The 13,787-nt window shown below is 43.6% G+C and carries 15 protein-coding genes; 7 read left to right on the top strand and 8 right to left on the bottom strand.

Features of this window, described 5'->3' with window-relative positions; translation table 11 throughout:
* The first annotated feature begins 362 nt into the window (after window positions 1-362).
* Genes HII16_RS14585 through HII16_RS14610 form a run of 6 tightly spaced genes read left to right on the top strand, consistent with a single transcriptional unit; the run spans window position 363 to window position 5,320 of the window.
* Entirely contained in the window at window positions 363-1,130 is a 768-nt protein-coding gene (locus HII16_RS14585) for a DUF3450 domain-containing protein (RefSeq protein WP_189637778.1), read from the top strand.
* Window positions 1,130-2,488, top strand: a complete 1,359-nt coding sequence (locus HII16_RS14590) for a MotA/TolQ/ExbB proton channel family protein (RefSeq protein ID WP_169131235.1) — start codon at window positions 1,130-1,132, stop codon at window positions 2,486-2,488. The genes HII16_RS14585 and HII16_RS14590 overlap by 1 nt, the downstream gene beginning before the upstream one ends.
* Window positions 2,488-3,012, top strand: coding sequence for a MotA/TolQ/ExbB proton channel family protein (locus HII16_RS14595; protein ID WP_169131237.1), 525 nt, complete (start codon window positions 2,488-2,490; stop codon window positions 3,010-3,012). Before HII16_RS14590 ends, HII16_RS14595 begins: the two co-directional genes overlap by 1 nt.
* A 12-nt stretch (window positions 3,013-3,024) precedes the next feature.
* Window positions 3,025-3,429: a biopolymer transporter ExbD gene (locus HII16_RS14600; protein WP_135439604.1), complete on the top strand. Its 405-nt coding sequence runs from the start codon at window positions 3,025-3,027 to the stop codon at window positions 3,427-3,429.
* Between the two features lie 2 nt (window positions 3,430-3,431).
* Window positions 3,432-4,058: an energy transducer TonB gene (locus HII16_RS14605; protein ID WP_169131239.1), complete on the top strand. Its 627-nt coding sequence runs from the start codon at window positions 3,432-3,434 to the stop codon at window positions 4,056-4,058.
* A complete protein-coding gene (locus HII16_RS14610) occupies window positions 4,058-5,320 on the top strand; it encodes a hypothetical protein (protein ID WP_169131241.1) in 1,263 nt (420 codons plus the stop codon). Before HII16_RS14605 ends, HII16_RS14610 begins: the two co-directional genes overlap by 1 nt.
* Window positions 5,321-5,450: 130 nt before the next feature.
* Here HII16_RS14610 and can read toward each other — a convergent pair whose 3' ends face one another.
* Entirely contained in the window at window positions 5,451-6,050 is a 600-nt protein-coding gene (gene can / locus HII16_RS14615) for a carbonate dehydratase (protein ID WP_135439607.1), read from the bottom strand.
* A 132-nt stretch (window positions 6,051-6,182) separates the two neighbouring features.
* On the opposite strand from can, the gene ppiC reads away from it, so the two are divergent.
* The gene (gene ppiC, locus HII16_RS14620) at window positions 6,183-6,461 is read left to right on the top strand and encodes a peptidylprolyl isomerase PpiC (protein WP_135439608.1); all 279 of its coding nucleotides are present in this window, start codon (window positions 6,183-6,185) and stop codon (window positions 6,459-6,461) included.
* Between the two features lie 6 nt (window positions 6,462-6,467).
* Here ppiC and HII16_RS14625 read toward each other — a convergent pair whose 3' ends face one another.
* The 7 genes from HII16_RS14625 to HII16_RS14655 all read right to left on the bottom strand — a co-directional run bounded on the left by HII16_RS14625 (window position 6,468) and on the right by HII16_RS14655 (window position 13,430).
* A complete protein-coding gene (locus tag HII16_RS14625) occupies window positions 6,468-6,629 on the bottom strand; it encodes a DUF2897 family protein (protein WP_169131243.1) in 162 nt (53 codons plus the stop codon).
* A gap of 88 nt (window positions 6,630-6,717) precedes the next feature.
* Window positions 6,718-7,539: a tryptophan synthase subunit alpha gene (gene trpA, locus HII16_RS14630; protein ID WP_169131245.1), complete on the bottom strand. Its 822-nt coding sequence runs from the start codon at window positions 7,537-7,539 to the stop codon at window positions 6,718-6,720.
* The gene (gene trpB / locus HII16_RS14635; RefSeq protein WP_211183527.1) at window positions 7,539-8,759 is read right to left on the bottom strand and encodes a tryptophan synthase subunit beta; all 1,221 of its coding nucleotides are present in this window, start codon (window positions 8,757-8,759) and stop codon (window positions 7,539-7,541) included. The genes trpA and trpB overlap by 1 nt, the downstream gene beginning before the upstream one ends.
* Before the next feature lie 20 nt (window positions 8,760-8,779).
* Window positions 8,780-10,171 (bottom strand): bifunctional indole-3-glycerol-phosphate synthase TrpC/phosphoribosylanthranilate isomerase TrpF, encoded by a 1,392-nt coding sequence (gene trpCF / locus HII16_RS14640; RefSeq protein ID WP_169131247.1) that lies wholly within the window; start codon window positions 10,169-10,171, stop codon window positions 8,780-8,782.
* A complete protein-coding gene (gene trpD / locus HII16_RS14645; RefSeq protein ID WP_211183528.1) occupies window positions 10,164-11,168 on the bottom strand; it encodes an anthranilate phosphoribosyltransferase in 1,005 nt (334 codons plus the stop codon). Before trpD ends, trpCF begins: the two co-directional genes overlap by 8 nt.
* Window positions 11,169-11,170: 2 nt before the next feature.
* Window positions 11,171-11,797, bottom strand: a complete 627-nt coding sequence (locus HII16_RS14650; protein ID WP_169131251.1) for an aminodeoxychorismate/anthranilate synthase component II — start codon at window positions 11,795-11,797, stop codon at window positions 11,171-11,173.
* A gap of 1 nt (window position 11,798) precedes the next feature.
* Window positions 11,799-13,430, bottom strand: a complete 1,632-nt coding sequence (locus tag HII16_RS14655) for an anthranilate synthase component 1 (RefSeq protein WP_169131253.1) — start codon at window positions 13,428-13,430, stop codon at window positions 11,799-11,801.
* Between the last annotated feature and the right edge of the window lie 357 nt (window positions 13,431-13,787).

A 13,787-nucleotide genomic window follows, 5' to 3' on the forward strand; every position in this document is an offset into this window, starting at 1 on the left:
GTTAGTAAGAATGTTACCCGAAAGCGATTTCGTTGTTGTTTATCGTAAAGAAGGTTAAAAAAAGCACATATCCTGTATTTTTTACGCCCATTCTTGTCGATTAATGCAAAATGTTTGACATTAGCGGCTAGCTATTGTCTTATATAGAGCTGTCTTTTTATGAAACAGAGCAGGAACCATAATTTTGCTAACGTAACGTGTTGTTCACGACACATTAGGTTAACACTGTTGTGTTTCTGTTTTATTACAACTTGAGAGCACTGATTGGGTTATAATCTGTAGCCTCTTTCAGATCCGGAAATCCATATATAGGATTTAATGGAACAAAGTTAAATAGCAATTGGTTGGGAACTATGTCCAAAATGAGCAAGAAAAGCCTAATCGCGTCTACGATTATCGGCGCTTTGGCTTTAGCAGGCAGCAACGTTGCTTCTGCTAGCAGCCTAAACGAACTTCAGAAGGCTGAAGCGGTTAAAGTAAACGCATCAGCTAAGTCACAAGATAAAATCAACAACATCTACGAGCAAACTCAAGAGCTTCTAGCTGAGTACCGTAATGTTGTCGATGAAACCGAAAACTTGAAAGTGTATAACAATCACATTCAGCGTTTGGTTGATGATCAACAAGCAGGTATTGATTCGCTAGAGCGTCAAATCGGTACTATTCAAGACACCAAAAAAGGTGTTGTTCCTCTAATGTACAAGATGATTGAATCATTAGAGAAATTTGTAGCTGCTGATATCCCTGTAAACCTTCAAGATCGTGAAGAGCGTCTAGCACGCCTTAACGACGTGATGACCCGTCAAGGTATCTCTGTAGCTGAGCAATTCCGCTTGGTTCTAGAAGCATACGAAATTGAAACCGATTACGGATCAATGTTCTCTGCGTACCAAGGCGATCTACAATTTGAAGGTCAAACTATCACCGTCGACTTCGTACACATGGGTCGTACTGTATTAGTTGCTCAATCACTAGATTTGAAAAACGCTTGGATCTGGGATCACAGCGAGCGCAACTGGAAGTCTTTGGAAGACGAATACCTAAGCCCAATCACTAAAGCAATTCGTATGGCTCGTAAGCAGTCTGCGCCTGACTTAGTTAAACTACCAGTATATGCAGCGGGTGAATAATGAATAAGTTTATCAAAAACGCAGCAATTGCTGCGACTATGGCTCTTACAGCTGGCATGGCGACTACTGCAAACGCTAACCAGTTAGACGACCTACTAAAACAGATCAAAGCTGATCGTGTATCAGAGGCAAAACTTGACAAAAAACGTGAGCAAGAATTCTTGTCTGAGCGTTCTGACAAGCAAGCGCTTTTGAACAAAGCTAAAGCACAGCGTAATGCTGAAAACGAACGTAACCAACGTTTGACTAAGCAATTTGCTGACAATGAAACCACTCTTACCAATAAAGAAGCCGAGCTTGAAGCAGCTAAAGGTGACTTAGGTGAGATGTTTGGTGTTGTACGTCGTGCATCAGGTAACGCCTACGGTCGTATCGCTACTTCAGTAGTTAGCGCTCAATACCCAGGTCGTGAGCAAGTACTTGAGAAACTAGCTAACGCAAAAGAAATTCCAGTTCTTGCTGAGTTAGAAGAACTTTGGTTTGCTCTTCAAACTGAGATGACTGAGTCTGGTAAAGTTGCTACTTTTGAAGCAGAAATTACTAACTTAGACGGTTCTAAGAGCCCTTCATCAATTACTCGTATTGGTTCTTTCAACCTTATCTCTGCAGATGTTGGTTACTTGAACTACAACGATGAGCAATCACTAATTCAACCTCTAGGTAAGCAACCAGGCGGTTCTATCGTTGGTACTGTAGCACCATTCACTGAAAACACTTCAGGCTATGCTGCTCTATACCTTGATCCGTCAAAAGGTACAATCCTTAACCTAGAAACTCAAAAAGCGACTTACGAAGAGCGTTACCACCAAGGTGGTACGGTTGGTTACGTAATCACTGTTGTTCTTGTATTAGGTCTATTAATCGCTCTTGAGCGTCTAATCTACCTAGGTGCTATGGGCGCGAAAATCCGTGCACAGCTTAAGAACACAGCGCAACCTAACCCTAACAACCCATTAGGTCGCATGCTACAAGTTTACAACGAGAACAAAGGTGTTGATGCCGAGTCTCTAGAACTTAAACTTGATGAAGCAATTTTACGTGAAACTCCGAAGGTAGAACGTGGTATTAATATCATCAAAATCTTCGCAGCTATCGCTCCGCTACTAGGTCTACTTGGTACAGTTGTTGGTATGATTGGTACTTTCCAATCAATCACACTTTACGGTACTGGTGACCCGAAAATTATGGCTGGTGATATCTCTATGGCACTTGTAACAACAGCTATGGGTCTAATCGCTGCACTACCACTAATCCTAATCCACTCAATTGTGGCAGGTCGTGGTAAGCAAATCTTCCACATCCTTGACGAGCAAAGCGCTGGTATCATCGCTGAGATCGCCGAGAAGGAGAAACAGTAATGTTATACCTGATAGAGCTTTGGGAATCTGTCAGGGAATTTATAGCCACCGGTGGTGGGGTTCTATACTTCGTTGCCGTGGCACTCTTCTTAATGTGGATATTAATGATTGAGAAGTATTGGTTCTTAACAGCAGTTTACCCGAAAATGAAAAGCGACATTGTTGCTAAGTGGGATGCTCGAACTGATACGACTTCATGGTATGCTCATAGAATTAGAGATACATGGATTTCTGAAGCGACAGAGATATTAGATGCGCGTATGCTGACTATCAAAACTCTTGTAGCCATGTGTCCACTTATTGGTCTGTTAGGAACTGTAACCGGTATGATTGCAGTATTCGAAACAATGGCTACACAAGGGACAGGTAACCCTCGCCTTATGGCGGATGGTATCTCAATGGCAACAATCCCGACAATGGCGGGAATGGTAGCGGCTCTATCTGGTGTATTCTTCAGTACCAGATTAGACGCAAAAGTAAAAATGGCGAAGGCTAAGCTAGTTGATAGCTTGCCTCATCACTAGAGAGATTTTCACATGGCACGTAAACGCATTCGTGAAGACGACGAAGCTGCAGTAGATATGACGCCGATGCTAGACATCGTATTCATTATGCTTATATTCTTCATCGTAACCACTTCATTTGTTAAAGAAGCTGGTATTGATGTGCAAAAGCCGAAAGCGGCCAATGCAAGTAAAAAACCATCTGCGAACATCTTTATTGCTGTTCGTGAGAATGGTGAAATCTGGATGGACAAGCGTGTAGTTGATGTAGAGCGTGTTTCTGCTAACATCGAAAAACTACTTGCTGAACAACCAACTGATATCGTAATTATCCAAGCTGACAAAGGCGCTAAACACGGCGTAGTTGTTAAAGTTATGGATGCAATCAAGGATGCAGGAATCGATAAGATCTCCATTGCTGCAGCATCGGGTGGTTAATTATGGTTCGCTTTTTAGTATCAATACTACTAGGCGTTGCTGTAACCTTTGGTTTATTTGTCTTCATGGCATATTTGATTTCAGGTGGCGCCAAACGTAATGCCGATAATCAGGATTCTGTAATTATCGATATCGTTTCAGCTCCTCCTGAGTCGAAAGTCCAGGAACGCAGACGAGTACCACCACCGCCGCCGCCGCCACCTAAGACTCCGCCGAAGCCACAAGCTCCGGAGCCAGAGACAAGTAACGATAACTCAGGTGTATCGTTTAATGTTCCTGGTGTTGAGTTGTCAGGTACTAGTGCGGGTATGGATGCACCAGGTGCAGGTTTTGGTCGCGATGGTGAAGCTACACCAATCGTTCGTATCGAACCTAAATATCCTATCCAGGCAGCACGTGACGGTAAAGAAGGTTGGGTACAGCTACGTTTCACTATCAATGAAGTTGGTGGTGTAGAAAATGTAGAAATTATTGCCGCACAACCAAAGCGTATATTCGACAAAGAAGCCAAACGAGCGCTTCGTAAGTGGAAATATAAGCCAAAAGTTGTTGATGGTAAGCCGATTAAACAAACCGGTATGACAGTTCAGCTTGACTTCAAGATGAACCAAGAAGGAGGGGCACAGTAATGTTGAAAAAACTACTTAGCACTTCTGCTGTAATCGCATTGGTAGCAACGTCTACTTTATCCGGTACAGCGCATGCATACGCGAATTGTCCAAAGGACCCAAACGCTAAAAAACCTCGTACCAAGATTGTTGGTCCGAGCATAGGTAAAAAAGTACAGAAAGCTTTCGAAGCATACTCTGAAGATCGTATTGATGACGCTTTAGATATCTTGTTAGCCGTTGAAGCAAGCAAACCGTACGATCGTGCGTATCTTGATCGCTTTATCGCTAACATGTATGCAACCAAAGGTGGTGATAGCTCGAAAAAAGCGTTGCCTTTCCTTGAAAGCTCTGTAAAAGACCAGGTGCTTAATGAAAAAGAGCATGCTGATACCATCAAACTACTTGCTGACTTGCAAATGCAAGAAAAGAAGTATCAAGACGCATTAACTAACTATGCAGCTTGGATGGACTTTACCTGTGAAGAAGACGCTAACACGTACGTTAAAATTGCCCAAGCTCACTATGAGCTTAAGCAATTGGATAAAATGATTGAGCCAGCGGATAAAGCGATTTCTTTATTCAAAGAGCCTAATCAAAACCCGTACATTTTGAAGTTAACGTCTTACTACGAGCGTAAACAATACAAGCCTGCAGTAGGAGTATTGGAAGAAGTATTGCAATTGTTCCCAGAGAACAAGCAATGGTGGACTCAACTAGGTATGTTCTACACCTTGGTTGAAGACTATAAGAAAGCATTGTATACGCTAGATATTGCGTATCAACAAGGCTTCCTTACTAAAGAGTCTGAAATCAAGATGCTTGCGAACCTTTACCAACAAGGTGATGTTCCATACAAAGCTGCAATGCTGATGGAAAAGTACATTGATAGTGGTTTAATCCAGCGCACAGATGCGAACTTGTTTACTATGGCAAACGCATTCCATGCAGCGCAACAAATTGATACAGCAGCAAAATACTTCGGTGAAACTGCGAAATTATCAAATGACCCGAAACACTATCGTCGTCAAGGCATGCTACTACAGCAGTCTGAGCGATTTGACGAAGCGACTGTAGCTCTTAAAAAAGCTATTGAGTTAGGTATCGAAAACACAGGCTCTGTCTATATGACTCTAGCTGAAGCATACTTCTATCAAGAGAAGTACTCTGAAGCGACTAAGATGATTAAAGAAGCGCAAAAAGATCCTAAAACTCGTAAAGCCGCTCGTGCTTGGGCATCTTACATCCGTGATACAGCAGATCGTAAGAAGAAACTTGGCTAATCCCAGTTTCTGCGATGAAAAAAAACCAGCTTAGGCTGGTTTTTTTATGTCTGTTATTTGATGACTTTGTGTCAAATTACGGTTGCTAACAGAGCGTTTCGTCGTATTTATTAGCTGAGGTGTACGATTGTTAAAGCGGCGCGTTTACGCTGACGTCAAGGTCTTGCAATACGCCATCTTTAAGGTTGTAGATAAAGCCATGAATAGTGACTTTTTGACCACTTTCCCACGCATTGATTAAGGTTGTTGTGTTGGCTACGTTAGCGACTTGTTCAACAACGTTTAATTCACACAAGCGATTGACACGCTCTTCACCTTCTAAGTGTTCCATTTGTTCTTTATTGAAACGATAAACATCACTGATGTGACGTAACCAGTTATCAATTAAACCGTATTGGTTTTGATCTAATGACGCGGCAACGCCACCACAGCCATAATGGCCACATACGATAACGTGCTTAACTTTTAGCACTTCAACGGCATATTGGATTACTGATAGGCAATTAAGGTCGGTATGGATTACCTGGTTAGCGATATTGCGATGTACAAACACTTCTCCTGGCATTAACCCCATTAATTGGTCAGCAGACACTCGAGAGTCAGCACAGCCTATCCATAAGTATTCAGGTGATTGTTGTTTTGATAATTTTTCAAAAAAATCTGGTTGCTCTTGTTTTATTTTTTCAGACCAGGCTTTGTTATTTTCAAATAGGTTATCTAGGTTTGCCATAGTTAACATCTCCACAATGATTTGCGCTATTGTCCAGAATTATAATGCAGCTGTAAAGATGCAACTGGTCTGAGTTATAATAATCGACAGGTTTTTGTATATTCTAATTTTCACAATTTTAGTGAGGTTTCTATGGCCACAGCATGTGCCCGACATATTTTGGTAAAAGATAAAGCAATGGCTGAAAAGCTAAAAAAACAAATCGAAAAGGGCGAAGATTTCGGTAAGTTAGCGAAAAAGCACTCAACCTGCCCATCAGGTAAGAAGGGGGGGGATTTAGGGGAGTTTCGCAAAGGCCAGATGGTAAAACCATTTGACGATGTGGTGTTTAAAAAAGAAGTACTTAAAGTGCATGGCCCAGTGAAAACCCAGTTTGGTTTTCATCTTATTCAAACCATTTATCGCAGTTAACCGCAATTATTTGTTGCTGTTATCTTCTGCATCGAGTTGCTTGTTGCGTTCTTTAATGCGTTTAAGTTGCTCATCACTGAGATTAAATTTTTTCGCGCTTTTATAGACGACATAGATACCACTGATGATAAAGGCAATGATCAGGGTGATGATCCAAAAAGTAGACATACGTTCTCCTTGCTGAGCTTACACTATACAAAAAAAGGGAATGCAGTGCATTCCCTTTTTTATATCGCTATTAATATGAAAACCTAGGCTAGCTCGCCGCTTTCATGTCTTTAACAAAGCGACTTAATGCGTCTAGCATCATTGGATTATCATCAAGATTTTCGGCGATAATATTGACCACCGCACTGCCACTAATGGCGCCATCGGCACCATTGTTCATTGCTTCAGAGACTTGCTGAGGTCTAGAAATACCAAAGCCTAATACCGGTGCCGGAGCATGATATTGACGTAAGGTATCGATCAACTCTTTACCAGGCATATTGGCTTTAACTTCCGTACCGGTAACACCAGCTCGGCTCAATACATAGGTATAGCCCTTACAATGCGCGGCAACTTGCTGCAACGTCTCCTCACTGGCGTTTGGTGGGGCGATAAAAATTGGTGCAATACCATGCTTAGCTGCAGCCGTCTCAAACGGTTTACTTTCTCGCATTGGCACATCGGCGATTAATACTGAGTCGACCCCAGCGTGTTTCATATCGGCGTAAAAGCTATCAATACCGCGAGCAAAGACTAAATTTGCGTATAGCAGCAAACCTATTGGTATATGCGGTGCATAAGCGCGAACTTGTTGTAAAATATCAATACAGATATCGGTATTAATACCCGCATCAAGCGCTCGCTTTGCCGCCATTTGAATGGTTAATCCATCGGCGCTTGGGTCCGAATAGGGGATACCCAGCTCTAACGCATCTGCACCGTTATCAATAAGGGTTTTAATGATGGCAATAGATTGTTCTTTATTAGGATCGCCAATAGTAACGAATGGGATAAAGGCCCCTTGTTGTTGCTGTTCAAGCTTGTTGAACATATCTTGATAGCGTTGACCTAACTGACTTACTTCAGTCATTAGCTTTTCTCCCGATAATTTTCACCAGACAAAATCCCCATAACGTGACTCAAATCTTTGTCACCTCGACCGGATAAATTAACCAATATAACCGTTTCCTGTTCGGCGCTTTCGGCAATTTTTAACGCATGCGCTAGCGCATGAGATGATTCTAGGGCTGGAATAATACCTTCATTGCGTGATAGAGCTTGAAATGCTTCTAGTGCTTCATCATCGTTAATCGGCACGTACTCAGCACGTCCTGTTTCTTTTAACATTGCATGTTGTGGTCCAACACCTGGGTAATCCAAGCCCGCAGATACCGAATAAGACTCTTCTATCTGGCCATACTTGTCTTGCATTATGTAGGTATAGGCACCGTGTAACATACCTTTGCTACCAGCAACCAGTGTGGCGCCGTGATGGTGAGTCTCAACGCCTTTACCACCGGCCTCAACACCAACAAGTTTAACCTTGTCTTCATTGATAAAGTCGTGGAACATGCCAATCGCATTTGAGCCGCCACCGACACAGGCGACAACGTAATCTGGCAAACGACCTTGCTCTTGCAAGATCTGTTGTTTAGCTTCGATACCGATCATCTTTTGAAATTCACGGACGATGGTTGGGAACGGGTGCGGGCCTGCTGCCGTGCCAAGTAAATAGTGCGCGGTATCGTAATTTGCAGACCAATCTCGAAGCGCTTCATTAACCGCATCTTTCAAGGTGCCAGAGCCGGCCGTTACCGGGATTACTTTTGCGCCCATTAATTCCATTCGAAACACATTCGGTTGTTGACGGTCACAGTCAACTTTACCCATGTAAACGCGGCATTTTAAGCCAAGTAATGAGCAAGCAATTGCTGTTGCAACACCGTGTTGACCGGCGCCGGTTTCGGCGATTATTTCGGTTTTCCCCATGCGTTTTGCCAGTAGTGCCTGACCTAAAACCTGATTGGTTTTGTGTGCGCCACCGTGCAATAAATCTTCTCGCTTCAAATAAATCTTCGAATTCGGGTTTTTCACCAAATTACGACACAAGGATAAAGGCGTTGGTCTACCGGCAAACTTTTCTAGTAATTCATTAAATTGCTGTTGAAAATCTTCATCAGTTTGGCTGTCGACAAAAGCTCGTTCAAGTTGCTCTAGTGCGGGTACCAGTAATTCACTGACAAACATGCCGCCGAACTCGCCAAAGTAGGCATCCATGGTTTTGTCTTTCTTGTTACTTAGGTTGGTCATCGTTGGTTACCTAATAAATATTAATACTGTCTCAGCAGAGCAAAGGCCTGCTGTATCTTGTCGGCATCTTTAACACCAGGTGCCACTTCCAAGCCGGAATTTAAATCAACACCTTGCATATCTTGATCGTTTAGCAGTCTTATCGCGGAGTTTAAATTGTCGCAATTGAGTCCACCGGCCAACAGACATTGACTAAAGTCGTTATTGCTTGTTTGCACTATTGACCAGTCAAAAGCTCGTCCTGAACCGCCTTGTTTGTTGTCCAATATGTACATATCAGCACCTTGCGTAAATGGCGCTATCTCCGCGTCCACAGGCAATGCTTTGATGATGCGTATTTTATCATCAAGTCGTTGTTTTAAAGTGTTAATGTATTCGCTATCTTCGTTGCCATGCAGTTGCACTGCGTTGATGTGTAATTGTTTGCAAATGGCGGTGACGTCGTCGATGTGTTGACCTTTAAACACTCCAACGTAATCGATGCCGTGCTCAAAGCGTTCGGCGACTTGCTGTTGCACGTCAATGGCTTGCTCAACAGATATATAACGAGGTGACTGTTCAACAAAGATCATTCCTGCCATCACGGCGCCGTTTTTGGCGGCAGCGATAACATCGTCAGCTCTGCTTAGGCCGCACACTTTGTTGTTGCCATAGATTAAGCGACGACAGGCAAGATCGATATCCTCTTCTGCCATTATTGAGCTACCGACTAAAAAGCCATTCGCTAATGGCGCCAGTTCTCGCACTTGTTTATTGTTGTAAATACCTGATTCAGAGATTATTAATCGGTCATCAGGGATCATAGTCGCAAGCTCAAAGGTGGTGCTTAAATCGGTGCTTAAATCACGTAAATTCCGATTATTAATACCGATTAGCTTGGCATTTAAATCGATTGCGCGTTGGGTTTCTTCAACATTCGATACTTCCGTTAATATCGCCATATTGTAGTGTTCAGCTACCTTGGCCAGTGCTTTGTATTGTTGATCATCCAATACGCTTAACATCAATAGTATGGCGTCGGCACCATAGTAACGGCCCAAATGAATCTGGTATTCATCGATAAAAAAGTCTTTATTAAGAACCGGGCATTGCACTGTTTGGCGAACTTGCTGTAAATAATCGTGTTTACCCTGAAAATATTTATCGTCGGTCAACACCGATATCGCCGCAGCGTATTTTTGGTATACCGAGGCGATTTCAACGGGGTCAAAGATATCGCGAATCAACCCTTTTGATGGTGAGGCCTTTTTGCACTCAAGAATAAAACCGGCATTGTCTTGTGACAACGCAGCGTACATATCGCGATCTGTTGGCGTTAAATCGTCTATAAACTCCGCCAATGGCATTTGCTGTTTTAAGGCATCAACTTCGGTACGTTTATCGGCGACAATTTTTTCTAGTATGTTAGCCATTACTTACCTCAACCAACGCTTTAAGGGTTTTCGCGGGCAAGCCTTGGCCAATAATCTCGGTCACTTTTTCTGCCGCTTGTTGTAAATCATCGGCTTTGCCCGCTAAGTAAAGTAGGGACGCCGCATTGATGATCACCGCTGCGGTATGAGCAGGGGCGCCATGACCTTCAAGAATGGCCATGCTATAAGTTGCGTTTTCTTCTGGTGTGCCGCCTTTGATTTGTTCTAGCGGGTGAGTGGCCAAGCCAAAATCGCTCGGTGATACGATATGTTGAGTAATTTGCGCGCCGTTGATTTCGACCACCTCCGTCTCTCCATGTATCGCCACTTCATCTAAACCACTACCATGCACGACCCATGCCCGTTCGACACCGGTTAATTGCAATGCTTTAGCCATTGGCATCAATAACACACTATCGTATACGCCAAGCAACATCACTTTGGGAGCGGCAGGGTTGACTAATGGGCCAAGGATATTAAATAAGGTTCTAACGCCCATTGCCGCTCGAACAGGTGCGGCGTGTTTAAAGCCCATGTGATAGCGTGGCGCAAACAAGAAGCAAGTGCCTGCGTGCTCAATGCAATCCAGCGCCGTTGATGGTGCCATGTCCAGTTTCACACCAAACGCTTCAAGTAGATCGGCTGAACCGGATTTACTTGAGACACTGCGGTTACCATGTTTGGCGACATCAAGACCACAGGCGCCAGCGACCAGAGCCGCTGTGGTGGATATGTTTATGGTGTTGTGCCCATCACCGCCGGTGCCGACACAATCGACTAATTTGCGGTTGTTCTGTGGAAATGGCGTTGCTGCGGCGCGAATCGCTAATGCGGCGCCGGCAATCTCTTCTGGCGTTTCCCCTTTGATGCGCAAAGCGGTTAATACGCTGGCAAGTAAATTAGCGTCAACGTCACCGTGAATGACGTCAGCAAAAAATTTTTGGCTTTGCTGCTGAGTTAAATCCTTACCATCGATCAATGTTTGTAAAATACTCATCATCATTCCTCGTCAGTTTGGCTTGTTAGCCGTTCTGTTGATGTTAATTCATCGGTTAAGTAGGCAAAACTTTGCGCCAATAACACACTGCCTTTTGAGGTCAGTAAGGATTCCGGGTGAAATTGAAAACCAAGAACTTTGTCGTCTTGGTGCGCGAGTGCCATCACCAGCTCATTATATTCAGCGATGACCTCTAAGTTATCGGGCATTTTTGTCGCAACTAATGAATGATATCGGGCCACAGGTAACGGCGACGGTAGTCCTTTAAAAGGGCCAAAACCATCATGGACAATACTCGACGCTTTGCCGTGGACAATCTCGCCAGCACGGTCAACTTTGCCACCGTAATGCTCCACTAAGGCTTGATGACCTAGGCAAATACCTAATATGGGGTATTGTCCTCGGCACAAATCGATCAATGCCATTAAGCAACCAGCGTTTTGCGGATTACCGGGGCCAGGTGACAATACCAATATGACATCGTCTGATTCTTGTTGCATTTTGTCGTAAATGAACTGCGCATCTAGGTTGTTACGATATATCACCGGCTCATAACCTAAGCGCTTAAACTCATCGACCAAGTTGTAGGTGAACGAGTCAAGATTATCGAGCATATATAATTTGGTCATTTTAAGCTCCTTGCTCGTGCACAGAGTCTACATTGGCATTAGCGATGCGAATCGCATTTAGCACCGCTTGCGCTTTTTGTCTGGTTTCGTCGGCTTCCGCTTGGGGCTGTGAGTCATAAACGACACCTGCTCCGGCTTGCACCAAGGCGCGGCCATTTTGCACAAAGGCAGAACGAATCACGATACAAGTGTCCATTTCACCTTGACCGGTAAGGTAACCAACGGCGCCACCATAACTGCCACGGCGTTTGCCTTCTATTTGGCGGATAAGTTTGGTTGCCATCACTTTAGGTGCGCCGGACAACGTACCCATATTCATACAGGCTTGATAGGCATGCAGGGCGTCAAGTTGCGGCTGTAAGGTGCCGACGACACGAGACACTAAATGCATAACGTGTGAATAGCGGTCCACTTTCAATAATTCGGCGACAAAGCGCGTACCGCCTTCGCTAACGCGGGCAATATCATTGCGGGCTAAATCCACCAACATCAAATGCTCAGCTTTTTCTTTTTCATCGTTACGTAATTCCAATTCAATACGACCATCAAGATCGTCACAATAACGGCCATCGCTGCGAAAGCCTCGTGGACGAGTACCGGCAATTGGATATAGCTCAACTTGGCGTGAATCACTGGAAAACTTCAATGCCGACTCTGGGCTGGCACCAAATAAACAATAGTCCTGATCTTTTAAGTAGAACATATAAGGGCTTGGGTTGGTTTTCTTCAACGCCTTATATGCAAGTAGTGAGTCTGGACACGGTAAGCTAAAACCACGGGATGGCACGACCTGAAAAATATCACCAGCTCTGATGTTTTCTTTTAACGTTTCTACTTGTTGGCAAAATTGCTCATCATCAATATCGACATCGGCGTGTTGCGTGGTTTTACGTTGCAAATCCAGATCAGCGCCGATGTAAGCTTTTTCACAACGAAACTGCAATTCTGCCAATCGTAATTTACTTTTTAAGATGTAGTCATCATGACGGCTGTCATCGGTTATCAAGCTATTGACGATGATTTCACTGCTTTGTTGTTGATGATCGATAACAATCAATGATTCGGCAAAATAAAATACGTAATCAGGGCAGCTGTTTTCTCCGTCTTGAACCGTTGGCAGGGTTTCGCTCATGGTAATTAAATCAAACGAAAAGCAACCGCCTAAAAACACCGAAAATGGGTGGTCGTCACTTTTAACTTGTTGAATTTGGCGAATAACTTGCATTGGGTTGGTGGCCAATAATCGCGACATTTCATCGAGTTGCTGGACATTGTCTGCAAATTCGACCCCTAAGGTATCGTTGCTTAATTCAAGGCTTATTTGCGATTGTTGTGCCAATGTTGATTGCAAGTAGCTTAACAATAAGTGGCCTTGTTGTTGCAGCGCAGTGATGGTTACTTGATTGCCATTGCATACGATTTTTAAATGCGCGTCGACAAGAATAAGAGACTTTAATGCGCGCTTATCACTTATTTCTGCCGACTCGAGCAATAGCGAATGCTCACTTTGTTGGCTGAGTTTTTGATATAGCGCTAATGGGTCTGACTGATACGGTGCAGCCAGCGTTTGCGTGCAAACTCGTAATGAGTCGCAAACCGCTGTTAGATTGTTGTGTTTAGTGTTGGTATTCATGGTTTACCTTAATGTGTAATTCGAGATTATTTATCCGGCATAAAGTGGCTGAAGCCACCAGATAAACCACGTTTTTACTTTAGTTGTTAACATCTTATAGAATTCCGCTTAATTTCAGAAAGTGTCGTTTTTTATATCAAATCAGATTTACGAATATGCCCGCTCGGGTGATCAGTAAGCAAATACAAAAAAGCCCGCTATAAGAGCGGGCTTTAGAAACACTGCATGCAGCAAGACTCATAACCCACTAGTCAAGGTTATGCCACCACCAGATATTTGTCATTGTTGCTGCGTTTGTCATCATTATTTCAATTCGTTTGTTGTTCAGAGCAGCGTATTCTCGGTTAAATAGCGTAC

It is taken from the genome of Thalassotalea sp. Y01 (assembly GCF_012932945.1).
Classification (GTDB): Bacteria; Pseudomonadota; Gammaproteobacteria; order Enterobacterales; family Alteromonadaceae; genus Thalassotalea_A.

Excerpts from the sequence above, each read along its gene's own strand:
- HII16_RS14585 (WP_189637778.1), top strand. The coding sequence starts at position 363 with ATGAGCAAGAAAAGCCTAATCGCGTCTACGATTATCGGCGCTTTGGCT.
- HII16_RS14590 (WP_169131235.1), top strand. The coding sequence starts at position 1,130 with ATGAATAAGTTTATCAAAAACGCAGCAATTGCTGCGACTATGGCTCTT.
- HII16_RS14595 (WP_169131237.1), top strand. The coding sequence starts at position 2,488 with ATGTTATACCTGATAGAGCTTTGGGAATCTGTCAGGGAATTTATAGCC.
- HII16_RS14600 (WP_135439604.1), top strand. The coding sequence starts at position 3,025 with ATGGCACGTAAACGCATTCGTGAAGACGACGAAGCTGCAGTAGATATG.
- HII16_RS14605 (WP_169131239.1), top strand. The coding sequence starts at position 3,432 with ATGGTTCGCTTTTTAGTATCAATACTACTAGGCGTTGCTGTAACCTTT.
- HII16_RS14610 (WP_169131241.1), top strand. The coding sequence starts at position 4,058 with ATGTTGAAAAAACTACTTAGCACTTCTGCTGTAATCGCATTGGTAGCA.
- can (WP_135439607.1), bottom strand. The coding sequence starts at position 6,050 with ATGGCAAACCTAGATAACCTATTTGAAAATAACAAAGCCTGGTCTGAA.
- ppiC (WP_135439608.1), top strand. The coding sequence starts at position 6,183 with ATGGCCACAGCATGTGCCCGACATATTTTGGTAAAAGATAAAGCAATG.
- HII16_RS14625 (WP_169131243.1), bottom strand. The coding sequence starts at position 6,629 with ATGTCTACTTTTTGGATCATCACCCTGATCATTGCCTTTATCATCAGT.
- trpA (WP_169131245.1), bottom strand. The coding sequence starts at position 7,539 with ATGACTGAAGTAAGTCAGTTAGGTCAACGCTATCAAGATATGTTCAAC.
- trpB (WP_211183527.1), bottom strand. The coding sequence starts at position 8,759 with ATGACCAACCTAAGTAACAAGAAAGACAAAACCATGGATGCCTACTTT.
- trpCF (WP_169131247.1), bottom strand. The coding sequence starts at position 10,171 with ATGGCTAACATACTAGAAAAAATTGTCGCCGATAAACGTACCGAAGTT.
- trpD (WP_211183528.1), bottom strand. The coding sequence starts at position 11,168 with ATGAGTATTTTACAAACATTGATCGATGGTAAGGATTTAACTCAGCAG.
- HII16_RS14650 (WP_169131251.1), bottom strand. The coding sequence starts at position 11,797 with ATGACCAAATTATATATGCTCGATAATCTTGACTCGTTCACCTACAAC.
- HII16_RS14655 (WP_169131253.1), bottom strand. The coding sequence starts at position 13,430 with ATGAATACCAACACTAAACACAACAATCTAACAGCGGTTTGCGACTCA.